Source organism: Amycolatopsis sp. NPDC114505, assembly GCF_055633615.1.
The window spans coordinates 1,050,384-1,076,295 of sequence record NZ_JBVKDV010000001.1 but is presented as its reverse complement, the minus strand read 5'-3'; the positions used below and the strand labels follow the sequence as shown (position 1 = coordinate 1,076,295).

General features: G+C 70.1%; 23 protein-coding genes. 12 read left to right on the top strand and 11 right to left on the bottom strand.

The features are described from left to right. Nucleotides 1-13 precede the first annotated feature (13 nt). Nucleotides 14-601 carry a TMEM165/GDT1 family protein gene (locus ACZ7OU_RS05490; RefSeq protein WP_470240780.1) on the bottom strand — a complete coding sequence of 196 codons (588 nt, stop codon included), beginning with the start codon at nucleotides 599-601 and terminating at the stop codon, nucleotides 14-16. Nucleotides 602-786: 185 nt separating this feature from the next. Here ACZ7OU_RS05490 and ACZ7OU_RS05485 point away from each other — a divergent pair, with 185 nt between their 5' ends. From ACZ7OU_RS05485 to ACZ7OU_RS05465, 5 genes are all read left to right on the top strand, one after another. Continuing rightward, nucleotides 787-1,746 carry a S41 family peptidase gene (locus tag ACZ7OU_RS05485; protein ID WP_470254336.1) on the top strand — a complete coding sequence of 320 codons (960 nt, stop codon included), beginning with the start codon at nucleotides 787-789 and terminating at the stop codon, nucleotides 1,744-1,746. Between the two features lie 79 nt (nucleotides 1,747-1,825). Further along, complete coding sequence (locus ACZ7OU_RS05480) at nucleotides 1,826-3,289, top strand: cytochrome ubiquinol oxidase subunit I (protein ID WP_470239967.1); 1,464 nt, start codon at nucleotides 1,826-1,828, stop codon at nucleotides 3,287-3,289. 125 nt (nucleotides 3,290-3,414) lie between these two features. Beyond that, on the top strand, nucleotides 3,415-4,422 hold the full coding sequence (cydB, locus tag ACZ7OU_RS05475) for a cytochrome d ubiquinol oxidase subunit II (RefSeq protein ID WP_470254335.1): 1,008 nt from the start codon (nucleotides 3,415-3,417) through the stop codon (nucleotides 4,420-4,422). A 44-nt stretch (nucleotides 4,423-4,466) separates the two neighbouring features. Then, complete coding sequence (locus ACZ7OU_RS05470; protein ID WP_470255884.1) at nucleotides 4,467-8,000, top strand: thiol reductant ABC exporter subunit CydD/CydC; 3,534 nt, start codon at nucleotides 4,467-4,469, stop codon at nucleotides 7,998-8,000. 59 nt (nucleotides 8,001-8,059) lie between these two features. Further along, nucleotides 8,060-9,352: a GAF domain-containing sensor histidine kinase gene (locus tag ACZ7OU_RS05465; protein WP_470254334.1), complete on the top strand. Its 1,293-nt coding sequence runs from the start codon at nucleotides 8,060-8,062 to the stop codon at nucleotides 9,350-9,352. A gap of 198 nt (nucleotides 9,353-9,550) precedes the next feature. Here ACZ7OU_RS05465 and ACZ7OU_RS05460 read toward each other — a convergent pair whose 3' ends face one another. Next, entirely contained in the window at nucleotides 9,551-10,177 is a 627-nt protein-coding gene (locus tag ACZ7OU_RS05460; RefSeq protein WP_470239965.1) for a response regulator, read from the bottom strand. 294 nt (nucleotides 10,178-10,471) lie between these two features. Here ACZ7OU_RS05460 and ACZ7OU_RS05455 point away from each other — a divergent pair, with 294 nt between their 5' ends. Next, entirely contained in the window at nucleotides 10,472-10,960 is a 489-nt protein-coding gene (locus ACZ7OU_RS05455) for an excalibur calcium-binding domain-containing protein (protein WP_470254333.1), read from the top strand. Then, entirely contained in the window at nucleotides 10,957-11,595 is a 639-nt protein-coding gene (locus tag ACZ7OU_RS05450; RefSeq protein WP_470254332.1) for a class F sortase, read from the top strand. The genes ACZ7OU_RS05455 and ACZ7OU_RS05450 overlap by 4 nt, the downstream gene beginning before the upstream one ends. Here ACZ7OU_RS05450 and ACZ7OU_RS05445 read toward each other — a convergent pair. The 5 genes from ACZ7OU_RS05445 to ACZ7OU_RS05425 all read right to left on the bottom strand — a co-directional run bounded on the left by ACZ7OU_RS05445 (nucleotide 11,592) and on the right by ACZ7OU_RS05425 (nucleotide 18,348). Beyond that, nucleotides 11,592-13,850, bottom strand: coding sequence for a helicase-associated domain-containing protein (locus tag ACZ7OU_RS05445; RefSeq protein ID WP_470254331.1), 2,259 nt, complete (start codon nucleotides 13,848-13,850; stop codon nucleotides 11,592-11,594). The genes ACZ7OU_RS05450 and ACZ7OU_RS05445 overlap by 4 nt on opposite strands. A 37-nt stretch (nucleotides 13,851-13,887) precedes the next feature. Continuing rightward, nucleotides 13,888-14,853: a hypothetical protein gene (locus ACZ7OU_RS05440; protein ID WP_470254330.1), complete on the bottom strand. Its 966-nt coding sequence runs from the start codon at nucleotides 14,851-14,853 to the stop codon at nucleotides 13,888-13,890. Then, the gene (locus ACZ7OU_RS05435) at nucleotides 14,846-16,828 is read right to left on the bottom strand and encodes a hypothetical protein (protein WP_470254329.1); all 1,983 of its coding nucleotides are present in this window, start codon (nucleotides 16,826-16,828) and stop codon (nucleotides 14,846-14,848) included. The genes ACZ7OU_RS05440 and ACZ7OU_RS05435 overlap by 8 nt, the downstream gene beginning before the upstream one ends. Next, complete coding sequence (locus ACZ7OU_RS05430) at nucleotides 16,825-17,577, bottom strand: hypothetical protein (protein WP_470254328.1); 753 nt, start codon at nucleotides 17,575-17,577, stop codon at nucleotides 16,825-16,827. The genes ACZ7OU_RS05435 and ACZ7OU_RS05430 overlap by 4 nt, the downstream gene beginning before the upstream one ends. Before the next feature lie 99 nt (nucleotides 17,578-17,676). Beyond that, nucleotides 17,677-18,348: a Crp/Fnr family transcriptional regulator gene (locus tag ACZ7OU_RS05425; RefSeq protein WP_470254327.1), complete on the bottom strand. Its 672-nt coding sequence runs from the start codon at nucleotides 18,346-18,348 to the stop codon at nucleotides 17,677-17,679. A gap of 279 nt (nucleotides 18,349-18,627) precedes the next feature. Between ACZ7OU_RS05425 and ACZ7OU_RS05420 the strand changes: the two genes are divergently transcribed. Beyond that, nucleotides 18,628-19,005 carry a hypothetical protein gene (locus ACZ7OU_RS05420; protein ID WP_470254326.1) on the top strand — a complete coding sequence of 126 codons (378 nt, stop codon included), beginning with the start codon at nucleotides 18,628-18,630 and terminating at the stop codon, nucleotides 19,003-19,005. Between the two features lie 24 nt (nucleotides 19,006-19,029). Continuing rightward, complete coding sequence (locus tag ACZ7OU_RS05415; RefSeq protein WP_470239958.1) at nucleotides 19,030-19,311, top strand: DUF3024 domain-containing protein; 282 nt, start codon at nucleotides 19,030-19,032, stop codon at nucleotides 19,309-19,311. A 12-nt stretch (nucleotides 19,312-19,323) separates the two neighbouring features. Here the strand turns inward: ACZ7OU_RS05415 and ACZ7OU_RS05410 are convergent, their stop codons facing one another. Beyond that, nucleotides 19,324-19,641, bottom strand: a complete 318-nt coding sequence (locus ACZ7OU_RS05410) for a nucleotide pyrophosphohydrolase (protein ID WP_470239957.1) — start codon at nucleotides 19,639-19,641, stop codon at nucleotides 19,324-19,326. 134 nt (nucleotides 19,642-19,775) lie between these two features. Between ACZ7OU_RS05410 and ACZ7OU_RS05405 the strand changes: the two genes are divergently transcribed. The 3 genes from ACZ7OU_RS05405 to ACZ7OU_RS05395 all read left to right on the top strand — a co-directional run bounded on the left by ACZ7OU_RS05405 (nucleotide 19,776) and on the right by ACZ7OU_RS05395 (nucleotide 23,823). After that, nucleotides 19,776-20,696: a nitrate- and nitrite sensing domain-containing protein gene (locus ACZ7OU_RS05405; protein WP_470254325.1), complete on the top strand. Its 921-nt coding sequence runs from the start codon at nucleotides 19,776-19,778 to the stop codon at nucleotides 20,694-20,696. 88 nt (nucleotides 20,697-20,784) lie between these two features. Beyond that, a complete protein-coding gene (locus ACZ7OU_RS05400) occupies nucleotides 20,785-22,122 on the top strand; it encodes a DUF6880 family protein (RefSeq protein ID WP_470254324.1) in 1,338 nt (445 codons plus the stop codon). A gap of 189 nt (nucleotides 22,123-22,311) precedes the next feature. Further along, the gene (locus ACZ7OU_RS05395) at nucleotides 22,312-23,823 is read left to right on the top strand and encodes a sigma-70 family RNA polymerase sigma factor family protein (RefSeq protein WP_470254323.1); all 1,512 of its coding nucleotides are present in this window, start codon (nucleotides 22,312-22,314) and stop codon (nucleotides 23,821-23,823) included. 3 nt (nucleotides 23,824-23,826) lie between these two features. Here ACZ7OU_RS05395 and ACZ7OU_RS05390 read toward each other — a convergent pair whose 3' ends face one another. The 3 genes from ACZ7OU_RS05390 to ACZ7OU_RS05380 all read right to left on the bottom strand — a co-directional run bounded on the left by ACZ7OU_RS05390 (nucleotide 23,827) and on the right by ACZ7OU_RS05380 (nucleotide 25,875). Next, nucleotides 23,827-23,982 carry a hypothetical protein gene (locus ACZ7OU_RS05390; protein ID WP_470239953.1) on the bottom strand — a complete coding sequence of 52 codons (156 nt, stop codon included), beginning with the start codon at nucleotides 23,980-23,982 and terminating at the stop codon, nucleotides 23,827-23,829. Between the two features lie 232 nt (nucleotides 23,983-24,214). Beyond that, nucleotides 24,215-25,147: a type I pantothenate kinase gene (gene coaA, locus ACZ7OU_RS05385; RefSeq protein ID WP_470239952.1), complete on the bottom strand. Its 933-nt coding sequence runs from the start codon at nucleotides 25,145-25,147 to the stop codon at nucleotides 24,215-24,217. A 113-nt stretch (nucleotides 25,148-25,260) separates the two neighbouring features. Continuing rightward, entirely contained in the window at nucleotides 25,261-25,875 is a 615-nt protein-coding gene (locus tag ACZ7OU_RS05380) for a macro domain-containing protein (protein ID WP_470239951.1), read from the bottom strand. Nucleotides 25,876-25,912: the final 37 nt, after the last annotated feature.

Below are 25,912 nucleotides of genomic sequence, written 5' to 3'. Positions count from 1 at the left end.
TGTGAGGCAGCGGTCAGAAGGCCAGCTGGAGCAGGGCGAACGCCGCGAATCCGGCGAAGACGAACCCGGCGCAGCGCTGGATCAGCTTCGGCTTGATCCGGCTGCGGATCTTGGCGCCGATGAACACCGCCAGCCCGGCGACGACGATCAGCGCGGCGAACGCGCCGACGCCGACGGCGACCGGGTTGCCGATGCGGGCGGCGAGGCTCGCCGTCGCGAGCTGGGAGGCGTCGCCCCACTCGGCGGCGAAGAGCACACCGAACGACGTCATCGCGGAGCGCAGGAAGGACAGCGGAGCGGGGCCGACGCGCGAAGCGTCTTCACCGGCTTCGTCTCCTTCGCTGAATCCCTCGCGAAGGAGCATGAAAGAGCCGAGGCCGAACATCGCGGCGACGACCAGCGAAAGGACGACGTCCGGCAACAGCGTCAGGACACTGCCGAACGCGACCGCGATGACGCATTGCACGGCGAACGCGGCGCAGACCCCGGCGAATACCGGGCCACCGCGGAAACGGGTGGTCAGCACCAGGGTGGCGACCAGCGTCTTGTCCGGCAGTTCCACGGCGAGGACCAGGCCGAACGCGCTGATCAGCGCCACCATCGCGGGAGTCATGAGTATTTTCGCCCCTTTCACTGCAACGATAAAGGGCGGATTCGGAAAGGCGCAAGCTGATGGCTTCCGCGAAATTGCCGGATCGGTCGCCATGAATTTGTCGTCAAGCCGGGTCGCACAATTTTCTTCGGTACGCCGAAAATTCGATTGTGGTCTGGGGTAGGTTGACGTCCATGGGGTCAGAGGCGCGTGCTGCGCAGGTCAACGAGGTCATCCGCCGGCTGGAAGCTCACTACGTCTTCCCGGACGTAGCGGCGAAGCTGGCTGAAGTGCTTCACCAGCGTCTCGGCGAAGGCGCGTACGACGGACTCGGTGACGCGGAGTTCGCGACGCTGGTCACAACCGACCTGCAGTCGGTGAACGGCGACAAGCACCTGCGCCTGCGTCACCACGTCGACCCGGTCGCGGACGACGGCGACGCGGCCGTGAACTCCGACGGGTTCCGGCTCGAGGCCGAGCTGGAGGGCTTCGGCATCGCCGAGGTGAAGAGACTCGCCGGCAACGTCGGCTACCTCGACACGACGCTGCTCTACCCGCCCGAGCTGGCCGGCCCCGCGATCGCGGCCGCGATGACGCTGCTCGCGCCCGCCGACGCGCTGCTGCTGGACGTGCGCCGCAACCGCGGCGGCACCCCCGGCACGAGCGCGCTGCTGCAGACCTACCTCGTCGACGAGCAGGTGCACTACCTCGACATCTACGAGCGCGAAGGCCACCGCACGACGCAGATGTGGACCCTGCCTTACGTTCCCGGCCTGCGGTTCGGTGGCACCAAGCCGGTCTGGGTGCTGACCGGGCCGGGCACGTTCTCCGGTGGTGAGGACCTCGCGTTCTCGCTCCAGCAGCAGGGCCGCGCGAAGACCGTCGGGGAGGCCACGCGCGGCGGCGCCCACCCGCGTGAGCAGTTCAAGGTGGACACCTACCTCGACGTGACCGTGTCGATCGCGCGGTCGCTGCACCCGGAGACCGGGGAGAACTGGGAAGGCGTCGGCGTCCGCCCGGACCTCCCGGTCGACGCGGGCAAGGCGTTCGACACGGCGTACGCGCTGGCGTTGAAGCACGTCCTGGACCTCGGTGACACGGGCCCGCGGCGGGTCGTCGCGGACGAGGCGCGGCAGGCACTCGACCAGCTGTAGTCACCCAGGACGTTGGTCCTTGGTTTGTCGGGACCACTTGATCTGGCTGTGGCCGGAGCTCCGGAGCACGCTGGACCACGTGGAGGTCCTAGAGCTAGCGCGGTGGCAGTTCGGCATCACCACCGTCTACCACTTCCTGATGGTCCCGCTGACCATCGGGCTGTCGATCCTGGTCGCGGCGATGCAGACCCGCTGGGTCCGCACCGGCGAGCCGCGGCACCTGAAGATGACGAAGTTCTGGGGCAAGCTGCTGCTGGTCAACTTCGCGATGGGCGTCGTGACCGGCATCGTGCAGGAGTTCCAGTTCGGGATGAACTGGAGCGCGTACTCGCGCTTCGTCGGTGACGTCTTCGGCGCGCCGCTCGCGATGGAAGGGCTCCTCGCGTTCTTCGTCGAGTCGACCTTCCTCGGCCTGTGGATCTTCGGCTGGGACCGGCTGCCGAAGAAGGTCCACCTGGCGTGCGCGTGGGCGTTTTCGCTGGCCACGATGGCGTCGGCGTACTTCATCCTGGCCGCGAACTCGTGGATGCAGCACCCGGTCGGCGTGACGTTCGAGAACGGCAAGCCGACGATGAACTCGATCTGGGCGGTGCTGACGAACAACACGGCGCTCGCCGCGATCCCGCACACCCTGGCCGGCGCGTTCTCGGTGGCGGCGGCGTTCCTGGTGGGCGTCGCGGGCTGGCACCTCTGGCGGCGTCGCTCGGACCAGGACGTCTGGCGCTCCTCGCTGCGTCTCGGCGGCTGGGTCGGCATCGCGGCGTTCGCCGTCCTCGCGATCACCGGTGACACGCAGGGCAAGCTGATGTTCGAGCAGCAGCCGATGAAGATGGCGTCGGCAGAAGCGCTGTGCCACACGGAGCAGCCGGCGAGCTTCTCGATCATCGCGATCGGCGACGTCGCGGGGTCGAACTGCGAGGACGTCAAGACGTTCAACGTGCCGGCGCTGCTGTCGTTCCTGGCCCACAACGACTTCAAGACCGAGGTCAAGGGCGTCGAAGACCTGATCACGGAGTACCAGGCCAAGTACGGCACGAACTACCCGAACGACCCGGAGCTGGGGTCGCTGGCGGGCAAGCCGATCGACTACGTGCCCAACCTGCCGGTGACGTACTGGGGCTTCCGCATGATGATCGGCTTCGGCGCGGTGTCGGCGGGCATCGGCCTGCTGGCGCTCTGGCTGACGCGCCGGGACCGCATCCCGAGCGGGCGCTGGTTCCCGCTGCTGGTCCTCGGTGGCATCGCAACGCCGTTCCTGGGCAACAGCGCGGGCTGGATCTTCACGGAGATGGGCCGTCAGCCGTTCGTGGTCGTCCCGAACCCGTCGGGCGTCGACGGGGTGTGGATGTTCACGGCCCAGGCGGTGTCGCGGCTGACGACGGGTGAGGTCTGGACGTCGCTGATCGCGCTGACCACGGTGTACGCGGCGCTCGGCGTGGTGGAGCTGTACCTGATGCGCAAGTACGTCCGCGGCGGCGTCGCGGCGGTGATGCCTCCGGAGAAGAAGGACTCCGACGGCGACACACTCGCCTTCGCGTACTGAGGTGACGACTCGATGAACACTCAAAGTATTGCTGCCTTCACTCTGACGAGTTACCCACAGCCAACCTGTGGACAACTCGGCAGGCTGTGGACAACTCACGGCTACCGCGATCGAGGAGTGACCCGATGACCCTCGCCACGATCTGGTTCGTCGTCATCGCTTTCTTCTGGCTCGGCTACCTCTTCCTCGAAGGCTTCGACTTCGGCGTCGGCATGCTGCTGCCCGTCCTCGCGCGCGACAACACCGAGCGCCGCGTCATGGTCAACACCATCGGGCCCGTCTGGGACGGCAACGAGGTCTGGGTCATCGTCGCCGGCGGAGCCATGTTCGCCGCCTTCCCGGCCTGGTACGCGGGCCTCTTTTCGGCCGCCTACCTGCCGCTCCTGATCGTGCTGCTCGCCCTCATCGGCCGCGGCGTCGCGTTCGAATACCGCGGCAAGGTCGACTCCGAGCGCTGGCGGCGCACCTGGGACCGCGTGATCATGGCCGGCTCGTGGGTCGCGCCGCTGGGCGTCGGCCTCATCCTCGCCACCACGGTCCTCGGCCTGCCCCTCGACGCCGAAGGCAACCGCGTCGGCTCGGCGTTCGCCGCCTTCCGCTGGGACACCCTGCTCGGCGCGGTCGCGGTCGCCGCCTTCGCGATCACCCACGGCGCGGCGTTCCTGGCCCTCAAAACCAGCGGAGACCTGCGGGAACGTGCCCGTGTCCTGGCGCTGCGGCTCCTGCCGGCCGCCATGGTGCCGATCGTCGCGTTCCTGTCGGTCGTCCAGTGGCGCTCGGGCACGCTGTGGACGCTGCTCGCGTTCGGCATCAGCGCCGTCGCCGCGGTGGTCGCCTGGCTGCGGCTGCGCTCCGACCGCGACGGGCAGGCGTTCGCGGCGCTCGGCGTCGTGATCGCCGGGGCCGCGGTGGTCATGTTCGGTTCGCTCTTCCCGAACGTCCTGCCCTCGACGCTCGACGCCGCCAACACGCTGACCATCGAAGGGGCCGCGTCGAGCCCGTACACGCTGACCGTCATGACCTGGGTGGCCGTCTTCGGCGCACCGGCCGTGCTGATCTACCAGGGCTGGACGTACTGGGTGTTCCGCAAGCGCATCGGCACTCAGCACATCCCGGCGGTCCACGCGCCATGAGCAAGCTTCCCGGACGCGCGACCCTTCTCGCCTCGGAGTCCACAATGGACTCGGCGCGGCCGGGAAAGGGCCCGCTCGGCGCATTGCCTGCCCTCGTGCCGGCCGTGCGCCGGGCGTTGGCCCTGGTGGGGTTCCTCTCGTTCCTCCACGCCATCGCCCTGGTGGCACAGGCGTTCCTGCTCGCCGACGTCCTCGCGGCGATCGTCGGAGCGGGTTCCGGGGGAAGCACCGCCCAGCTGGCCGCGCTGCTCGCGCTCGTCGCGACGCGCGCGCTGACCGGCTGGGCGGTGCGCACGGTTTCCGCCCGCGCGGCCGCGACCGCGCACCGAGAGCTGCGCGCGAAGGCCGTCGACCACGCCCTGCGCCTCGGCCCCGAGTGGATCGCCCGCCGCGGCCACGGCGAGCTGACGGCGTTGACGACCCGCGGCCTCGACGCGCTCGACGCGTACTTCCGCGAGTACCTGCCCGCGCTGGTGACGGCGGCGGTCGTGCCGCTCGGCGCCGGCGCGGCGATCCTGTTCGCGGACTGGCCGTCCGGGGTGATCGTTCTTCTGACCGTGCCGTTGCTGCCGATGTTCGCGATCCTCGTCGGCAAGTTCACGGCCGGCCGCGTCGCCGGCGCGACCGACGCGGCGCACCGGATGTCCGAACGGCTCCTCGAGCTGGTGCGCGTGCTGCCGGTGCTGACCGCGTTCCGCCGCGCGGCCGCGCAGGGCGAGACAGTCCGGCAGCTGTCCGAACGCCACCGCCGCGCGACGCTCAAGACGTTGAAGGTCGCGTTCTCCTCGACGTTCGTGCTCGAGCTGATCGCGACGCTGTCGGTGGCGCTGGTCGCGGTGGTGATCGGCGTCCGGCTGGTCGGCGGGAACCTGCCGCTGGCCATCGGTCTCGGCGTGCTGATCCTCGCGCCGGAGTGCTACCAGCCGCTGCGCGCGGTCGGCGCCGCGTTCCACGCCAGCGAGGACGGTGTCGAAGCGGTCCGGCGCGTCGCCGACCTGCTGGCGGTGCCCGTGCCTTCTTTGGGTACTGCGGTTCCTTCGCGGGGCTCACTTCGGGTGTCGTCCCTGCGCGTCGCGCGACGCGGCGGGTTCGCCCCCGACGGCGAGACGTTCACGGTCCGCCCGGGCGAGACGGTCTGGCTCCGCGCCCCGAGCGGCGGCGGCAAGTCGACGACGCTCTCGGTGCTGCTCGGTTTCGTCCCGGCGCACGACGGTGTCATCACGGTCGGTTCGACGAACCTGGCCGACGCGGATCTGACGCGCTGGCGCGAGCAGGTCGCGTGGGTGCCGCAGTCGCCGGTGTTCACCGGCGGCACGGTGCGCGACGAGGTCGGCTCGGTCTTTCTGCTCGACGAACTGGGCCTGACCGGGCTCGCGGACCGTCCGGTGGCGCAGCTTTCACTGGGACAGCGTCAACGCGTCGCAGTCGCCCGCGCGCTTCAGCGAGTGCGCGACGGCGCGTGGCTGCTCCTGCTCGACGAGCCGACAGCCCACCTGGACGAGGCCAACGCGCGCCTGGTGCTCGACGCGGTCCAGCGAGCGGTCGACGGCGGAGCCGCGGCGATCATCGCGGCCCACGAACACACGGCGGCGGTCGACCTGCCGCCCGAGGTCTCGCCAGCCGTCGCGGAGTCCACTGTGGACGATCCCGCGTCCCCGCCGCCGTGGCGAGCGTTGCTCGACGGCCGGCTCTTCGCGGGCGCGGCGCTGGGCGCGCTCGCGCTGCTGGCGGGGGTGGCGCTGACGGCGACGTCGGGCTGGCTGATCGCCAAGGCGTCGCAGCAGCCGCCGATCTTGACGCTGACGGTCGCGGTGGTCGGCGTCCGCGCGTTCGGCCTGGGCCGCGCGGGGTTGAGGTACGTGGAAAGGCTGGTCACACACGACGCGGCGTTCCGTATCGCCGGCCGCCTCCGCGTGCGGCTGTGGAGTGCGCTGGTTCGCCGAGGTCCCGCCGCGGGCTTGCGCGCGGGCGAGGGCCAACGTCGTTTGGTCGCCGACGTCGACACGGTCCGCGATCTGCTGCCGCGGGTGGTGTCGCCGCCGTTGGTGGTGGCGCTGGTCGCGGCGGGGGCGATCGCGGTGCAGACGTGGGTCCTACCCGCGGCGGGGCTGGCACTTTTCGCGGCGGTGGCGGTGGGGCTGTGCGCACCATGGGTGGCGCTCCGCACAGAACGCCGCGCGACGACGGTGTTGGCGGACGGCCGTCGCGAAGTGGCGTCGAGGGTGCTGGTGCTGTTCGAGGCGGCGGGTGAGTTGCTGGCGTTCGGCCGGGATCGCGACCACCGCCGCGCGCTGACAGAGGCGGACACGCGCTTGGTGGGGCAGGCGCACCGTCAGGCGTTCGGCGTGGGAGCGGCGGAGGCGCTGATCACGCTGTCGTGCGGAGCGGGCGCGGTGGTCAGCACGGCGCTGGCGGCCCAGGCGGTAGCGGCGGGAAGCCTCGACGCGGTACTGGCGCCGCTGCTGGCCTTGGTGCCGTTGGCGTTGGCGGAGGTTCTGGCCCTGCTCCCACCAGCAGCCCAACACTGGGACACCCTCCAGCACGCCCGCCAGCGCCTGGCCGAGGGCGCGCAGGTCGGAGAGACCCGGTCGCGCGTCGCATCGGACGCTGCCGGAGGCAGCCTCGGTGGCGACTCGGCCGAGGCCATGCATGGTGGCGCCCAGGCTGAAGCTGGGCACCGCGACGCGACCGAGGTTGAGGTGGGGCTGCGCGGCGGATCGGTCGAGGCCCGGCCCGGGGTTGCGCTGGTAGGTGCCGAGGCCCGCCAACGCGGCGCTGCTTTTGAGGCTCTGCCGATTGGGGCCGAGGTCAGGCACGATGGCGCCGGGGCCGAGGCTCGGAACCGAGGCGCGGCTGAAGCCGGCGGCATACTCGGCGGCGCCTCGGCCGAGGCTGCGGTCGGACACCGCGGGGTGGTCGAAGCTGAGGGCCGGTTCGGCGGTGACTCGGCCGAGGCCGGGGACCGCGTGGTGCTGCGGGGAGCCGATCTCGGCTGGCCTGGTGGGCCGGTGGTCCTGCGCGAGGTCGATCTCGATCTGGCGCCGGGCACCTACGCCGCCGTTGTGGGGCCGAGCGGGGCCGGCAAGTCGACTCTTGTTGCTGCTCTTCTGGGTTTTCTCGCTCCTCGGCGTGGGGTGGTTGCCGTTCCGGGGCGGGTTGCTTGGGCACCTCAAGAGCCGATGCTCGCGGGGACCACCGTCGCCGAGAACCTGCGTCTCGCGCAGCCGGCCGCGACCGTCGAAGACCTGCGCGAAGCGTTGCGGCTGGCCGCGCTCGGTGAGCTCGACTTGTCGACCTTGCTGGGTAGCGGCGGCAGCGGACTGTCGGGTGGCCAAGCGCAGCGGGTCGCGCTGGCGCGGGCGTTGCTTGGGGCGTCGTCGGCCGGGCTTGTGCTGCTTGATGAGCCGACCGCGCACCTCGATGAGCCGACCGCCCAGGTCGTGCGCGCCAACCTGCGAGAGGTGTTGGCGGGGCGGACCGTTGTGCACGTGACTCACCGCGCCGAGGAAGCCGACGGTGCGGACCTGGTCCTGGAGGTCCGTGACGGCCGGGTTGTGGCGCGGGTGCCTGTGTCGTGATCGATTCTCGAAGCGTGCTTGGCGCGCCGCCGCAGCGTCGCGCGATAATGACGGAACTCATGGATCCGACGCTTGCCGCGCGGGCGCTGTCCGCCGCCACCGAGATCACGAGCACCGCCCTGTCCGGCGACGACCCGGGAGCGGTGCTGGACACGGTCGTTGCCCGAGCCGCCGAACTCGCCGATGCCGACCTGGGTCTCGCCATGGTCAGCGCCGAAGACGGCCGGGTCGTGGTCGAGGCCGCCCACTACGCCACCGCCCACCCCGCCGCCGGTGACCCGACGAAGCCCGGCGATGGCACGGCCGCGGATGACCGAGGTGCGACGCCAGGCACGCAGGCGGGCACTACCGCAACCGGCGCGAGCGCTGGTGAAGCGCCGCTCGAGGCCCCCGCCGGAATCGGCGTCAGCGCCGGGGAAACTCTGCGCGGTCTAGCCCTCCCCGCGGACTCCGCGGCCGGACGAGTCGCCCGGGGCGGTGAGCCCGTCGCCAGTGCCGACTTCACCGTCGACCCTCGGACCGCGCCCTACGTTCCCGCCGAGCTCCACGGCTACGGGCCCTTCGCCGCCGCGCCGTTCGGGTCCGGGGGACGGGTTCTCGGGGCGCTCACCGTCTACCGGAAGCGAGGGCGTGAGCCGTTCTCTGCCGGGACCGTCGAGATGCTCGTCGCCTTCGCCGCTCAGGCCGGAGTCGTCCTCGCACTCGCCGAAGGCGCCAACGCGCGCCACCGCGTCGCGCTCTACGAAGAGCGTGAACGCATCGCTCGCGAACTCCACGACGTCATCGTCCAGCGGCTCTACGGCGCCGGGATGCAGCTCGACCGGGTTCGGCGCAACATGCGCAAGCGGTTCGCCCAAGCCGACGGCGCGCGTCTCTCGGACGCGATCGACCAGCTGGACCAGACCATCGAGGAGATCCGGGGCACCGTGCGCGCGCTGAGGTCACCGGAGCCTCGCCACGACACCGGCACGCCCGCCGACCTCGCCGAGTCGGCGCGCGGCGAGGTCCGCATCGCCGGCGAGTTGCTCGGGTACCCACCGACCCTGGAGCTGTCCGGCGAATTCGCCGACATCCCCGCGGAACACGCCGACCACATCCGGGCCGCCCTGCGCGAAGCTCTGTCCAATGTGGTCAGACACTCCGGCGCGAGCGAAACCCGCGTAACCCTGACCAGGGACTCCGGCGGCGTGAAACTCCGTGTCCGGGACAACGGTTCCGGCGTCCCCCAAGGCGTCGCCACCCGTGGCCTGCGTCATCTCGCCGAACGCGCGGATGCCGCGGGCGGCAAGTTCTTCCTGAACTCCTCGCCCAGTCTCGGCACGCTCGTCGCGTTCGATCTCCCACTTGACTGACCGCGATCTATCCTTCTCGGGTCATCCAGCCTCCCTTCATCGCCCTCACTGAAGATCGTACCGGTCGATCGAACACATATTCGACTCACGTTCGAGTGAAACTGGCAGGAAAAAACCGTCGATCGGCGTGGCGGTATGTGACGGCCGTTGAAAAGGAAGCAGCGAACGGCGGCTTGCGGACACGACGGTCGCGAAGAGCTACTTCTCCCGGCGCGCGATCCAGGCGGCGGCCTGCGTCCGGCGCTGCATGCCGAGCTTCGCCAGCACCGACGTGACGTAGTTCTTGACCGTCTTCTCGGCGAGGAACAGCCGCTCGGCGATCTCGCGGTTCGACAGGCCCTGGCCGATCAGCTCGAGCACGTCCCGCTCGCGCTCGGTCAGCGTCGCCAGCTCGTCCGTCGGCGGGTGCCGCATCTTGTCCAGCACCCGCGCCGTGCTCACCGGGTCGAGCAGCGACCGTCCGGCCGCGACCTCGCGCACCGCGTACACCACGTCCTGCCCCCGCACCTGCTTCAGCAGATACCCCGCGGCACCGGCCATGATCGCGCCGACCATCGCCTCTTCGTCGTCGAACGCGGTGAGCATCAGGCAGGCCGGCGGGTTCGGCTTGGACCGCAGCTCGCGGCACAGCGTCACGCCGTCGCCGTCGCCGAGGCGGACGTCGACCACCGCGACCTCCGGCTCGACGTGCATCGCCACCGCCAGCGCCTCTTCGACGCTGCCCGCTTCGGCGACGACCTCGATGTCGGGCTCGTCGCCGAGGAGGTCGCGAAGCCCGCGGCGGACCAGTTCGTGGTCGTCGACGAGGAGCACCTGGATCGGCATATCCCCAGGTTACGGGGTACGCGCGCGCCGCGGTGACGGCTGGTCCGCACGTCACACCGGACGATCCCGGCCAATTACCCCCAAAGTGTGACCGCGGATCTCGTAACAAACCCGCCGGTACGCATTCTTGTCGCTGATTCCGCTGGTCAGCGGCAAATGGGGAAGAATCACGAGCCGGCCGGATTTTGGTGGGGCGCTGGCGTTTCCGAAATTCCGGAATGTTCCGTAACAGTGTCGCCGGGGTCACGATAGTTACCACGCAATCACCCCGATTCTTCCTGAAAGGACCTTCCGGTGTCCTTGTTTCGTCGTGCCCTGACGACGGCCGCGGCCGTCGCCGGGCTCGCTCTCCTCGGCCCCGTTTTCCCCGCCTCCGCGCAGCTCGCGACGCCCCTCGCGGCCGATCTGAACTGCAAGAACTTCCAGTACCAGGAAGAGGCGCAGGCAGTCCTCGACGCAACGCCGGGCGACCCGAACAACCTCGATTCCGATCACGACGGAATCGCCTGCGAATCCCTGCCCCACCGCCCGCAGCAGAACACGTCCAACCCGACGCCCGTACCGCCGTCGACCACGACGCGGACCCACACCGCCCCGAAGTCCACCACCACCAAGAAGTCCACAACAGGCAGCCAGGTGAAGGTGAAGCCGGTCGGCGGCGTCGCCACCGGTGGCGGTGAGCCCGAGGAAGGCGCCCCCGCGTTCCTGGTGCTGAGTGGCGCGCTGCTCGCCGCGGCGGCGTCCGGCGGCATGGTGCTCTACCTGCGCCGGCGCACGAGTTGAGGCACCCGCGCCTGTGGCCGGCGGTCACGGCTGTCGTCGCGGCGCTCGGGGCGATCCTGGTGGTGGCCTCCGTCCTCGCCTTCTCGCCGCACCCGCCGGACCAGGTCGCCCCGCCGTCCGCCACGCCTGTCGAGATCGCGCCGTCGGCCACCACCGCGCCGTCCGGCGAGGGGCTCCCGGCGGCGAAACCGGCCTCCCTGAGCATCCCGGCGATCGGGGTGCGGGCCGACGGGATCAAGGACCTCGGGCTGACCTCGGGCGGGGCGCTCGAGGTCCCCGGCGACGCCACGACGGTCGGCTGGTTCACCGGCGCGCCGTCGCCGGGCGAGGTCGGCCCGGCCGTGCTGGCGGCGCACGTCGACTACAAGCACGTCGCCGGCGCCTTCTCCCGCCTCAAGGAGCTGCGCCCCGGCGAGCAGGCGAGGGTCGGCCGCACCGACGGCCGGACGGCGGTCTTCACCGTCTACCGCGTCGACCGCTACGCCAAGGCGGAGTTCCCGACCGACCAGGTCTACGGCGACACGGCCGACCCCGAGCTGCGGCTCATCACCTGCGGCGGCGAGTTCGACCGGTCGAGCGGCAACTACCTCGACAACGTCGTGGTCTACGCGCGGCTCACCGGCGTCGAGGCCTAGCTCAGGTCGATCCGCGTCAGCTCGAGCCGCCGGTACGCGCGGTCGCCGAGCGACCAGACGTCGAGCACGTCGCCGTCGAGCTCCGGGTACGCGATCACGAGCCGGGCGGGACCGTCGTCCGCCTGGTAGCCGATGTCCGCCGGGATCCCCGCTTCGAGCTGCCAGCAGAGTTGTTGCTGCTTCGGCGTGAGACGTCCCGCGTAGCGATCGCTCATCGCCCGCGCGAGCTGGCCGCGCAACAGGCTCGGGCCGCTCGCCGGCGCCGCGAGCAGCCGCTCGGCGTGGTCGAGGGGATCGGGCGGTCGTTCGCCGGGCTCGGCGTCGCGGACGACGGCCGTGGGCTCGGCCGGTTCGCGGGCGGGCAGCACGATGCTGCCGTCGGCGGCGTGGTGGGTCGGCGCGTAACCGGCGCTCCTCAGCGCGTCGAGCGTGCCGGAAGCGTCCATTGTGGACGTCAGCACGGTCGGTGCCACCGCGCGCAGCCCCAGTTTCGCGAGCTTGCGGTGCGCGGCCAGCTCGGCGAGCACGGCGGGTTCGCCGACGACGACGCTCGCGACGTCGTGCACCCGCGCCTCACCGTGGCGCCGCGCGACGTCGTTGACCAGGTACACCAGCGGTTGCGGCAGCTCGCCCGCGGCGATCGCGCCCAGCTCGTCGAGCAGTTCGGTGGCCGTCGCGCCCTGGTCGAACGCCCGCCGGACGCTCGCGGGGGAGAACCGCCAGCTGGTCGCGGTGCCCTGGGCCTCGCGGTCGGCGACGCGGTCGAGCGACGCGGCGAGCCGGGCGTCCGGCGACCCGGGCACGATCGCGGTGAGGTCGGTGCCGAACAGTGCCGTCGTCCGCGCACGGGAGACCAGCTCGTCGGTGACTTCGACGAGCCCGGCTCCGGCGAGGAGGGCGCGGCCGGTCGCGGTGACGGCGCCGTGCGCGACGACGCCGAGGAGTTCGGCCACGTCGAGCGCGTCCCGGACGTGTCCGGCGAAGTCTTCGACCGGCAGCATCGGCGCGTGCCACTCCGCGAGGACGGCCAGCGCTTCGCCGTCCGAGATCGCGGCGCCGGGCTCGAGGCGCGCCAGCAGCCGCACGACCAGACGTCGCACCAGTGCGTCGACGTCGGTGCCGTACTCCGGCGGCGCCGGCTCCCACCAGGTCGTCAGCAGCAGGCGGTACAGCAGCGCCGGCCCGGGTCGGGCTAGGTCGGGGTCCGGCGCCAGCGTGGGCGGCGGCGCCTTCTGGCCGCGTCGCGGCGCCGGCGGCTCGTCGGCCAGCAGCAGCCCGGCCTGCGCCGCGAGGTCGATGGCCAGCTCGATCTCCGCGGGCGTCGCGCTCGTGTCCTTGGCGACCTTCTTGACGAGCCGCGCGCCGATCGTGCCGTCCTTGAGCAGCGGAAACGGCTCCGCGCCGGCGAGTTCGAGCACGGCCGAGACGCGGTCGAGCACCCGCAGCGCGGCGGCCGACGACAGGGCCTCGGCCGATTCGACGCCGACGTGCGTGACGGCGTACGCGGGTTCGGCGGGCGTGAACGGCAGCTGGTGGTCCGGCCCGCGCAGGGCGAGCGACACCTCGAGCGGCATGGCGACGCTGCCGTAGTACGTGCCGAACAGGAAACCGTGCTCGAACGCCCAGCCCTCCGCGGTGTGGAAGGCCAGTACCCCTTCGGCCTCCGGAACGCCGTCGGCCATGTCCTGCAACAGTTTCCGCGTCGGTTCGGGGGCAGTGCCGAACACCTCGCGCACGCGGTCGCCGTCGCGGAAGAAGCGGAGCAGCTCCTGGAGGCCTTCGGACAGCCCGAGGGTCCTGGACAGGACCGCGGCGCGGCTGCGACCGATTTCTCCGAGCAGGTTCGCGACGGGCTGGCCGAGGCCTTCGTCGCGGAAGTCCTTCTTGTGCAGGAGCTCCAGGAGCCGGACGCCGCCGGAGTCGCGCCACAGCAGGGCTCGCTCGGCCAGGTCGTCCACAAAGGACTCGACGGTCTCGGCTGTCGTACCGAGGAGCCGCGCTACTTCGCCGACCGGCGCCGGCTGCTGTCCCAGCGCATGACACAGCTGGACGGCGCCCACGACCTGCACCTGCGGCAACGACAACCCGAGCACGGCATCGTTCACGGACTCCGCGGAGGCGAGCCGGGCCGCGACGACGTCGAGCCGCCGCGGCCACGGTTCGTCCAGCACGTCCGGCCGGTGGGCGAGGAGGTTCGCCAGCTCTTCACGCCCCAGGGCGGCGAGCCTGCCGAGCAGTTCGTCGGCGGTGGTCATCGGCCCAGGTTAGAGCCCCGTCGATACGGCCGATCGGCTAGGGCTTGCGGCCGTTGTGCAAGGTGATGGCTTCGTCACCGAGGGTTTCGCCGAGCGAGTCCCGCAACCTGTTGAGTTCACTCTCGCGGCTCCGGCTGGTCAAGCTGGAAAGCCAGGCCAACCGCATCTCGTGGAGGTCGAAGTCGTCCGCCTCGCTCATCATCCGGCCGACCGCGTTCCGGAACGGGTCGTCGGCGTCGAGCACGGATCGCCCGATCGGGATGTCGTACAGGTGAATCTGGCTGAGCACCTCGCGGACCGACGTCTTGTCGTCGCTCAGCATCATCGCGAGCAGGCTGACCTTGCCGGAGTCGATCACGTCGGCGTAGAACTTGATCCGCTCCCGATCCATGTCGCGGCGTTCCCGGTCGACGATGCGGGCTCGCCGGATCTCCTCCAGGGAGTAGCGGTGGAGCGCGCCCTCCCCGGTGAGCCGGAACAGGGAATCGACCTCGCCCCAGGAGACCGTCCCCCCGGTGAGCGGGCGCATGGCTTCGAGCAGGTCGTCGACCTTGATCGCCAGCTTCTCGACCTCGTCGAGGGTGGTCTTGCGCACCAGCGGGCGCAGGATGTCCTCCATGTCGGTGCGGATGGCGTCGACGTGGTCCACCTTCGGTTGCTTGATCAGCGCGACGGGGTCGGTGATCCGCCAGCGGACGGTGACGATGCCTTCGACGATCGCGCCTTCCTGGTCCGTCTCGAACACACTGCGGAAAGTCGAAGTGCTGCTGGAGACGTCCACTTCGTACAGCCGCAGAATGCTTTTCGCCAGGCCGACGCCGAGCTTCTGGACCTGGGTCGTGCCACCGAGGTGGAGATTGCTGGAGGCCCAGTGGCCGTCGTCGCACTCGGCGACCAGAACCGTGTTTCCGCGCTTGCGCAACTGGTACCGGAGAATGCTCCTGGTCGGGCGAGCACAGCGGCGCACGCCTCGCCATGCGACACTCTCGGTGTCTTCACTCATCGGACAGCTCCTTCAGGACTTCGGCGGTCAACGCGGCGAGCGGGGCAGTCGCTTTGCGGTTTTCATCGAAGGCCTTCCGCAAGAAGTACGAGAACCGCCGCACGAGATTTTCGTCAGGCGCGTCCAGCAACAGCCTGAGCATCCGGCTCACGTCGCGCCGCGGGGTGACACGAGTACCGGCGCTGATGGCCCAGGTGGTCAGCCCGACAAGGACTTGCTGGCGAAGGCGAGGTTTTTCCAGCAGGACGGTGAACAGGAATCGGACTGCCACGGACTCTCGGTCGTTGAATCGGGGTGCCTTGCTTCTCTCCAATGAAAGCGCGTACACAGCGCATCGGCCGGCGATGTCTTGCTGCGTCGCTCCGCCATAGAGGATCCAGATCGGCAGCGTGCTGAGCACGAGTCCGCGGTTGCTGGGCTCATTCAACAGTGTCTTCAGCGAGTGTATTATCTCGTCGTGCAAGTCCAAGTCACACTTTCTGGTCAGCTTTCTGAGCTGATACAGTGCGAATTCAGGATGACATTGCCCAAATGTGTTGCGACACATCAGGGCTGCTGTGAAACGGAACTTGTCGCCGACAAGATGGCGTGACCATGCGTTCACTCGATTCTTCACGCCTTGCACGTATTCGCTGTTTTCGCACATGGCACTGAGGATCAAGGCCGCTGCCGACTGCTGAAACTTTTCCCCCTGCACCCACGGGCGCACCCAGCTGAACGGGTCCGGTTCGGCGGCTTTCGCCAGCATCCGTCCGAAACGGCTCATAGCGTCGTCATGCCGCTGAGACATCCAGGGTAGCTCGTCGTCCAGGCCACCCATCCAGGTCTGGAGTGTCGGCCGGATGCGCTCGTACTCCTTCCAGGCGTAGGCGAGCAGCCTCGCTCCCCACCCAGGCCTGGAGAACCTGACCGGCTCGCGGTCGATCAGCTGCCAACTCTCCGGTGCGTGGAGCCGGGCACGAATCCGACGGAGACGCTCGGCGCGAGTTTCGTCGAACAGGTCCGGCGGCAAATACGGCCAGAGCTCATCGTTCTCGGGATTGCTGAGGAGGTCTTCGAGCTTCTTCGCCGCGGCCGCGACGTCGTTGTAGCCGCTGCCCTCCATCAATGCGACGGTGATCGCCAGAGCCCGGGCGGGTATGTCTCCGTTGTCGGCGAACCACGCGGCCACGTCTTCGTCGCCGCGGCGGCGGATGGTCGCCTTGACGTCGTCTTCCGAGAATCGCCCGTCGGCCATCGCACCCAGCAACCGGGCGATCTCGGACGCGCGCCACGGTGCGCAATCCGTGAGATCGTCATCTCGGTCCAGCGTTTTCAGCAGATCGACCGGCTGCCTGTTGGCCCGAAGGTGGGCCTGGACCATTTCGGCCGGCTTGGCGGGCGTCAGCTCGGCGACGTAGGGCCGGGCTCGTTCGAGATCGATGTCCTCATTGGCGAAGGTGACTACCAGATAGGCATCGAGCTCGACGAGCGAGTGGGCCAGCTGGCCGAGGACGTGGTAGTCGAGTTCGCCACACCAGGCATCCGCGTTGACGTCGTTCCAGAGGTATCCGGCCGTGCCATCGGACCGTTTCATGCCGAGCAACTCACGCGCCTCGCGAGTCGGGTCGAGCCGTTTGAGGTCGTGGAGGTTCGCGTCGATCAGCAACCGGACGCCGGCGAGGCCGCGGCCGCTCGACCGGCCGCATAGGAGTACCAACCGGTGTTCGGTCAGGATCCGGCGGGCCTGTCCGTAGCCTCCCGGCACGCAGAACGCCGACACCGCCTGATCGACCAGCGAATCCGCCACAGGTCCGTAGACCAGGCCGGTCTTGACCTCCTTGTCGTCGTCGGGCTCCTCGCCGACGTAGAAGTTCTCGGCGTAGATGCCGTTGTTGGTCAGGGACGCTTTCTCAGGTTCCGGCGTAGGAGTCCTCTGAGGCTCCGGTTCCGGTGCTTTGCCTTCGGCCGGGTCCTGCTCGACCGCCGTGGTCATGGCCGCTTCCGGCCGAGGTAGTTGTTGACGATCGGGCCGGAGTTCGTGCCGATGAACCCGGTTCCCTGAACCCCGCCGTTGATCACCTGGCCACCTCCGGACGAGTCGGGCGAGGCTGGTTCAGGCTGCGGACGCTGTTCGGACGACGTGCCGGCGGGCAGGTTGTCGATGTCCACGCCGGGCATCCAGACCCAGGAGGTCTCTTCGAACTCCTTGTTGGCGATCACGAGCGGGCTGAAGTCGTGCTTCACCAGCCGGCTGGTGTGGCCGCCCCGGACCGCCGTGCGGAAGGCCCGTGCCGAAAGGACCGTGACCACGGTGACCGGACGCCGGTCGGCGACGCGCCGGACGATGTCCTTCACCGCCGCCGCGTCCAGCAGGCGCGCCAGTTCGATCATCGGGCGCTGGAAGCTGTCGCCGTCCACCACCTGGATCGGCGCCGCGTGGACGGCCAGTCGCAACCGGATCGCCGGAATCGAACTGCGGTTCCGCATGTACAGCCGGCCGTGCAGGAAGTGAGCGGCATCGATCAGGGCCGGCAGACTCGGCTCGGGGAACGCCGCCAGGTAGCCGTCCCCGGTCCCCGAGTAGTTGACCCGCGCGGCCGCGTCGACGCCGGTGTGGTCGAACGCCTCGGAAATCAGCTCGTCCGCCGCCTGCCGGACCTCGTCGAGCTGATCGTCGTCGTTGCTCGACGAACCGATGACGTCGAACCCGAACAGTGCTCGCGTCGTGGGCATCTCGCTCATCCAGCCACCTCTTCTCGTCGGTGGAGGAAGTCTTCGATACGCCCACGGTGAGTCACTACCGGAAAACCGGGAGACAGACGACGGGTGGCGTGCTCCGGGTCAGTCCTCGGTGGACTTCCTCAACCCTTCGAGATCCCGGAGGAGGAACCACTTCTTGTCGGTGGCGATGGCACCATCGGCGGTCAACGCCGACAGGACGTCGTCGACCGTCTTCTCCGATGCCGCGACACTCTGCGCGAGGTCGCGCCGCGAGAACCCGGCGATTTCGACGCCGTCGGCGCTTTCCTCGCCGTACTGATCCGCCCAGTCGATCAGCTTGCGGACGACACGCATCCGGACTCCGTCGGAAAGGTAGGAGAGCCGTTCCCGATCGGCGCGGTGCAAGCGGATCTGCACGGTCCTCAGGACGTGCTGCATCGCGGCCGGGTGGCGCCCGATGAACGCGCGGAACTCGGCGCCGGGAATTTCCGTGATCGTTCCGCCGGTGCGTCCTCGGCCGCTGGCCGAGCGAGGCAGCCGGTCCATGGCGCTGAGCTCGCAGAGCAGCTCCCCGCGGCCGTAGATGCCCAGGATCAGCTCCTTGCCGTTGCAGGCTGTCACATACACCTTGACGAGACCGGACTCGACGAGGAAGACACTCCCCGAAGAATCGTGTTCCATGAAAAGCTGATCATTTTCTCCGAATCTCCGGGTGAACCCCCTCTCTCGCAGCTCAGCCAATGCTTGCCGGTTGATCTTGGCGCCGAAGGAATCCGAGTGTCCCCTGTCCATCAGACCAGTTTCAGGAACCGCTCCGAGTGAATCAATGGCGCCGAACGGGTGGTTCGGAGCACACGCGTGGTGACGGGGCGCTGGTACGGTCGGAGCGGTGCCGAGACTGATCCACCTGAACGGGCCGTCCGGGATCGGGAAGTCGACGATCGCGCAGGCCTACGCCGAGCGGCATCCCGGGGTGCTCAACCTCGACGCCGATCGGGTCGTCTGCCTCATCGGGGCTGGCGGGACAGCTTCTTCGAGACCTTCAAGGCCGCGCAGCTGCTCACCGTCGCCATGGCCGAGACGCATTTGCGGACCGGGCACGACGTCGTCATGCCGCAGCTCGCCACCCGCGTCGCCGACATCGAGGCCTTCGAAGACGTCGCGAACCGCTGCGATGCCGAGTACCGGGAAATCCTGCTGACCGCGGACAAGCCCGTCGCCGGAGCGCGGTTCGCCGCGCGGGCCGCGAGTGGCGGAGCCGCCACCGAGGGGATCGACCGCGTCATCACCGAGCGCGGCGGGACCTCGCTGGTCGAGCGGATCCACGACCAGCTCGCCGCCTACCTCCCGCTGCGGCCGGGCTGTGTCGTCGTGCCCACCGATGGGTGTGCGCCCGGTCGGACCTACGACGATGTCGTCGCCGTGGTTGATGGGGTTCGGCTCGGCTGACCCGCGTGCGGTTCACTGGACGCCATGACCGTGATTCCGGAGCTCGCGATGCGCCAGATCGAGCGGTGGTGCGCCCAGCGGGTTCCCGAAGACCTCAAGGACCGCCTGCGCGTCGAGTGCCGGGTGCTCGGGCGGGATGTCGCGATCGTCGAGGTGCGGGCCGAGGGGGAGCGGGAAATCGCGCGGCTGCACCTCGACGAGTTCGGGATCTGGTCGATGCTGCGGTCCGACGGGGACGGTGGGTGGCTGGCCGATCCGGACGGGCCCGTCGCGAGCACGCCGCCGCCGTTGCTGGCCGAACTCTGACTCAGCTCTGACTCAGCTCGGGGGCGGGAAGCGGACCTCGTTGCGGTCGATCTTGGCGTGGGCCGCGGCCGTCAGGTCCACGCCGAGGCGGTCGGCCAGCTGGAGCAGGTACAGCGTGACGTCCGCGATCTCGTCCAGGACGTTCGCCTCCAGCGCGGGATCCTCGCGCCACGCGTCGGACTCCTCCGGCGTCAGCCACTGGAACAGCGAGGTCAGCTCGCCGACCTCGCCGGACAACGCCATCGTGAGGTTCTTCGGGGTGTGGTACGGCTCCCAGGCGCGGGCCGCCGCGAAACCGCGGAGGCGCTGGGTCACGTCGTCGAGGGTCACCCGGCGATTGTCCCCGCTCGTCACGGTGCGCTAACGGCCGTATGGCGGACCGGCGTTGACCGGTGAATCTCTCACTCAATAGGTTGGACTTCGTCGGGATGCTTGCGGGGCTTGAAGCTCGGAAAGGGCACGCCTTGAAGTACCTGCGATCCGTCCGCGGCCGCATGCTGTGCATCGCGTTCGTGCCCGGCGGCGCCCTTGTCGTCGTGGCGATCGTGATCGCGTTCTTGCTGGTCCAGCAAGCGAACCGGACACGCGACAACGCCATGGACGCGGCGGAGGCCGCGGGCCGGACCGCTCAGGTCGTCTGCGCCCTGCAGGGCCAGCGCAGCGAGGCGATGTCCGGGCCCGACCAACGGACCGCCGCGTACGCGAATTTCTCCCAGCGGATCGACACCGCCATCGCCGGGCTGCGCGACTACACGCGCCACGCGCCCGACGCCGAATCCGCGTACCAGCAGATCACCGCCGTCGACCTGCTTTCCGTCGCCGAGGGGATGGATCGCTCCGATTCCCTCGCCCTGGCGGGGATCGACGGCGTGACGCGGCGGCCGTTCACCCAGGCCGTGGCCGCCTACCGGGCCGAACTGGACCGGATCGCGCCGCAGCTCACCGAAAGTGGCCGTATCGCGTACGAGTCGCTCACCCGTAGCGCCGATTGGAGCAGGCTCGCCGCCGTCGAAGACGCGTTCGCGGCCAGTGAACCGTTGCCCGTTCCCGAATCCACGTGGCGCAGCGCCGCCTACACCGTCTCCCAGCAGCTCGGCGCCCTGTACTCGCAGCAGAGCCAGTACGCCGTGCAGCTCACCCTCGACGACGGCCGCCGCACGCTCGCCGGCGCCATCGCCGCCAGCGCGGCCCTGCTGCTGGGCGCCGGGCTCCTGCTCGTCGTCGTGCGGCGGCTCGTCGCGCGCGTGCCGGTGCCGGTCGTCCCGATCATGGTGCCGACCATGCGGGCGGCCATCCCGCGACCCCGACACGGACGGTCACGACGGCCGCGCGTGCCCGAACCGTGGCCGGCGAAAGCCGTGCTCGACGACTTGCGCCGCCGATGACGGCCTCACACAGAGTCACGGATTACGCCGAAAAGAGCACGCGGTTGGCCCACACGCGTGCTTGCCGGGGTCGGGCAGACTGGTCCGCGTGAGTCCCCCCTCGGATCTTCGCCCCTACCTGCGCACTTTGGACGCGGAGACGCTGGTGGACCTGGTGCACGCCCAGGCTGGGCGTGACCCTGAGTTGCGGCATTCGCTCGAACTGCGCGCCGCCACCCAATCCGGTGACGTCAGCGAGGCGCACCGGCTGCTCGACACCGCGGTGACCGACGGGAACGGCGAATACACCGCGAAAGTCGGCGCCGTCCTCGACACGCTGCAGCGGATGCTCGACGTCGGCAGCCGCGCCGACCTGGCCCCGCTCGCCCGCCGCACGGTGGACGACATCAGCGAGGTCCTCGAGCGGTCCGGCGACCACACCGGCGACCTCGGCGACCGGCTGGACCGCGCCGTCGCGCTGTACGCCCGCGCGTGCGCCGCCCGGCCGCCGGACCCGGAGAAACTGGCCGACTGGATCCTCGAGGTCGAGTTCGACGGCCCGGGCCACCCGTCGATCACCCTCGCCGACTTCGCGACGGCGCTGGGCGAGCCCGGCCTGCGCCGGATCAAGTCCACTGTGGACGACGTGCTGACGGCGGGCGGGCCTGGTCACCGCCGGGACGTCGCCGAACGGCTGCGGGAGCAGCTGGCCGAGGTGTTCGGCGACGTCGACGAGCTGGTCGCGATCCTGTCCGCCAAGCCGCCGAGGCGCGACATCAGCCTCAAGATCGTCCGGGTGCTGCGGGCCGCCGGGCGGCACAGCGAGGCCATCGCGCACGCCGCCCGCGCGCTCACCCACGACAAGAACGGGCACGCGCCGGAGCCGGTGCCGGTGCAAGACGACGAAACTTCCCGCCGTCGCAAGGAGTTCGACGCCAAGCCCGACCGGGAGACGTTCGCCGCGTTGCGCGAAGCCGCGACCGCCGACGGGAAGTGGACGACGCAGCGCCGGGCCGCGCTGGCCCGCCTGCGCGAGCTGGCCGCCGAGGGTGCCGGGGCCGCCGACGAGCTGGCCCGCGTCCTGCTCGACGACGGCCGTCCCGACGAAGCCTGGCGCGCGTGCGTGCGGTTCGGGGCGTCGCCGGAGCTGAAGCTCGAACTGGCCGAGCAACGCGCCGCGGAGCACCCGGCCGAGACGATCCCGGTCTTCCGCGAGCACGTCGAGGAGCTCATCGAGCGCAAGGACCCGCAGTCCTACCAAGACGCCGCCCGCCGGCTGAAGCTGTTGCGCACCTTGCACAAGCGCGCCGAGACGCCGGACGAATTCACCGCTTACGTCGGCGCCCTGGTGGAAACCCACCGCCGGAAAACCCGCCTGATCACGGAAATCCGGACCGCGCGAATCGCCATCCCGAAAGCCGTAACCTCGCCCCGCGCACCTCGTTGACCGAAGTGAACCGGTGTTTCACGTGCACCGGGACATCGAAGGTTCCGCCAAGGCGGTGACGCCTCTGGCCAGCGATGTCGCGGTGGCTCTGTTCCGCCGTCCGGCTCGGCGCCTCCCCGTCGAGCAGGCGGCGGGACCCGCGCCAGGGCCACCGCGACCGCTCCGGCCGCGCGATGAAAACATAGGTCCATGAGTCCGGTCAGCCGCGCCCGCAAGAAGCCCCCGCAGCCCGTCACGCACAGCGTGACCGGCTTGTTCAAGGACGTCCTGAACGACTTCTCGGCGCTGGGCGCCGACCCCGCGCCGGTGGACGTCGAGCTGCTTGCCTCCGAGGTCCTCGGCCAGTTCCACGACGTGCCCCTCGAGGACGGCGAAGAGCCGCTCGGCCTCGAGCTGATCGCCTTCGCGCAGCGCAAGATCACGCCGGGCGCCGCGGCGCTGCTGGCCGCGCTGAAGGTCGTCGCGGAGACCGACGTCGAGCGCAAGGCCGCCGAAGACGGCCTGCAGGTCGTCCTCGGCCGCGGCATCCCGGCGCCGACCTGGGCCGCGGGGCTGGGCCAGGTCACCGCCGGCGAGTGCTGGCGGACCGGCGACGTCTACGGCGACGAGTCGTCCCTGCTCTGCGTCTTCGCCCACGGCGAGAAGCTGCACGGCCTGCTCGCGCTCCTCGACTTCACCGAGGGCGGCCGGGTGCGGGACCTCGTCGTGATCGAACAGCCCGGCGAGGTCCTCGCCGAGATGCGGGCGCAGGCCGACGCCGACCCGGAGCTGGTCGTGGCCGAGGCGGTCGACCCCGCCGAGGCGCACCGCCTGCTCTCCGACGGCCTCGCCGTCACCGACCACCTCGACGAAGCCGACGTCAGCGAGGACTACGCGCGCTTCCACGCGGTCGCGCTGACGTGGTCGCGCGCGCTGCCGGAACCCGCGCTCGTCCCCGAGGTCGCTGAGTGGTCCGAAGCCGAGCGGGCCGCCGTCGTCGAGCAGTTCGTCGCGGCGAGCGGTGAGGACGCCGGCGCCGCCCGTGCGATCGGGCGCCTGCTGCTGGAGCACGGCCTGGCCACCGACCCCGCGAACCCGCTGCGCGTCGGGCCGGAGAAGATCGCGCGGTTCCTCGAAGGCCTGCTCGGCGAGGAGTTCGAGCTCGACGCCGACCACGAAGACGCCGTGGAGCCGGTCGTGCTGGCCTGGGTGCAGTGGACGGGTGAGCGCGCCGGCCTCACCGGGACGGCGATCGCCGCGCTCGACGAGGCCGTCGCCGACTACCTGAGCGAGTACGCCGACGAGGACGACTCCCCGCTGGAGCGCTACTTCGGCGACGTCGGCGAGCTGTCGCCGACCGAGCTGGCGGACGCGCTGGAGCGCCGGATGTTCGCGGTGCCGTCGCTGACCACGGAGATCGAGGACGAGGAGGTCGACCTCGACCCCACCGACCCCGAACAGCGGCGAGCGCTGGTCATCGCCGAGGCCGACGAGGACGAGGAAGAACAGCGGCTGGTGCTGCGCGCGACGATCGTCGACCAGCTGTGGGACGACGAGCCCGTCGAGGCGTGGCTGGCCGTCCAGCGCCTGCAGGAGGGCGAGCTCGACCGCGACGAGGTCTTCGAGCAGCTGATCGACGCGCTGGAAGGCAGCCTGCTGGAGTCCGAGGAAACGCTCGAATACGACGCCGACGCCTACGTCGAGGCGCTGGCCGAACTCTGAGGTCTAGGGGAGTGGGCCTGCCGGAACCTTCGGCTTGGTCTTGCGACGTCGCTCTTGCAGCCGGTCGTCGAAGTCCACGGCGAACGTTCCGGCAGCCATCGCGATCAGCAGGACCACACCGAGCATCGCACCGACCCACGTCAGGATCATCGCCAACATCGTGGGCCTCCTCCCCAGCTCAGAGTCGATTTCGGTCTTCTTCAGGGTCGCTTTCCGAACGGGCGATCGGTATCGGCCAACCGGTTACGCCTGAATGACGCACCTCGGCCGATCGGCCGAGGTGCGTGCACGGAAAGTCGCGAAGGACGACGAAGAGTGTCCGGGTGTTCGCCCAGCGTGGTACCGACCGGCATGTGGGTGACGGGGAGCGTCACCCCTCCGACGAATCCGGTCAGAGCTTGCGGAGGCGGACGCGGTTGATGGCGTGGTCGCAGTCCTTGCGCAGCACCAGCGTCGCCCGCGGGCGGGTCGGCTTGATGTTCTCCATCAGGTTCGGCTCGTTGATCGAGTGCCACAGGTGCCGCGCCTCGGCGCGGGCCTCGTCGTCGGGCAGGCCGGCGAAGTGGTGGAAGTGCGACGCCGGGTCGGCGAACGCCGTGTGGCGCAGCTCGAGGAACCGCTCGATGTACCAGCGCTGGATGTCGTCGGTGTGTGCGTCGACGTAGATCGAGAAGTCGAAGAGGTCGGACACCATCAGCCGCGGGCCCGGCTGCAGCACGTTCAGGCCCTCGACGATGAGGATGTCCGGTTGCTGCACGACCTGCTCCTGGCCGGGCAGGATGTCGTAGGCCAGGTGGGAGTACACCGGCGCGGCGACGCGCTCGGCGCCCGACTTCACCTCGGTGACGAACCGCAGCAGCGCGCGGCGGTCGTAGCTCTCCGGGAAGCCCTTGCGGTGCATGATCCCGCGCCGCATCAGCTCGGCGCGCGGGTACAGGAAGCCGTCGGTGGTGACCAGGTCGACGCGGGGGTGGTCCGGCCAGCGGGCGAGCAGCGTGCGCAGGATGCGGGCGGTGGTCGACTTGCCGACGGCCACGCTCCCGGCGATGCCGATCACGTACGGGACCTTCGTGCCGCGGGAGTCGTCACCGAGGAACGTCGTGGTCGCTTCGTAGAGCCGCTGGCGCGCGGCGACCTGCAGGTTGATCAGGCGGGAGAGGGGGAGGTAGACGTCGGCTACCTCGGCCAGGTCGACCTGCTCGCCGAGCCCGCGCAGCTTCAGCAGCTCCGCCGCGGTCAGCGGCAGCGGCGTCGAACTTCGCAGTTCTTTCCACTGTTCCCGGTGCAGCTCGACATACGGGCTGAGTTCGCGGACCCGGGTCATCGCACACTCCTCCGGCCGTCGCCTGCACTGGCGGACGTTTCACCTGCGTGATTAACGGTAGGGCTTACGGCCGGTGAACGCGCTGTGATGTAGTCCACGCCCGGTTGTGGTGATCACCGCGAGTTACGGAAAACCTCGTCCCACGCCGCCGCGACCTGACGTGCGCAGGTCGCGGGGTCGACGCCGCCGACGCCGGTGCCGAGCCCCGGCATCGCGATCGTGTCGACGAGCTCCCGCACCGGCCCGTGGTCGAGCCGGCCGTCGCGCCACTGCAGGAAGACCGCGCGCGCCGCGAGGTAGGGGTGCACGGTGTCGGCGGGCAGCCGCTCGGCCGGCTCGCGCATGGTCGGCGCGCTGATCAGCCACGCCGGTTCGGCCTCGCCGGTCGGCACGATCACGGCTTCGCCGATGGGCAGTTCACCGCCGTGGAAGGCCAAAACCGCACTTCGGACGCTCTGCTCGACCCCCGGGAACGCCCGCGCGTAGACGGCGTCGATGCCCCCGCGCATCCAGCCGTAGGAGTTGGCCGGGCTGACCACGGCCTGGGCGACGACGTCGAGGACCGACCCGCGGTGCACCCGGACCCGGCCGGTCACCGATTCAGCGGCGGACGTCCAGGCGGTGGCGAGTGGTTCATCGACGGCACACAGCACCAGTTCCGGTGTGCGAGGGGAGACCGGCGGGTGTGCGCCCTCACGGCCGGTGTGCGTGCCCGAGTCGGCGGTCACATCCCTAGCATCGCAAAAAATGCCACCCGGCGTAACC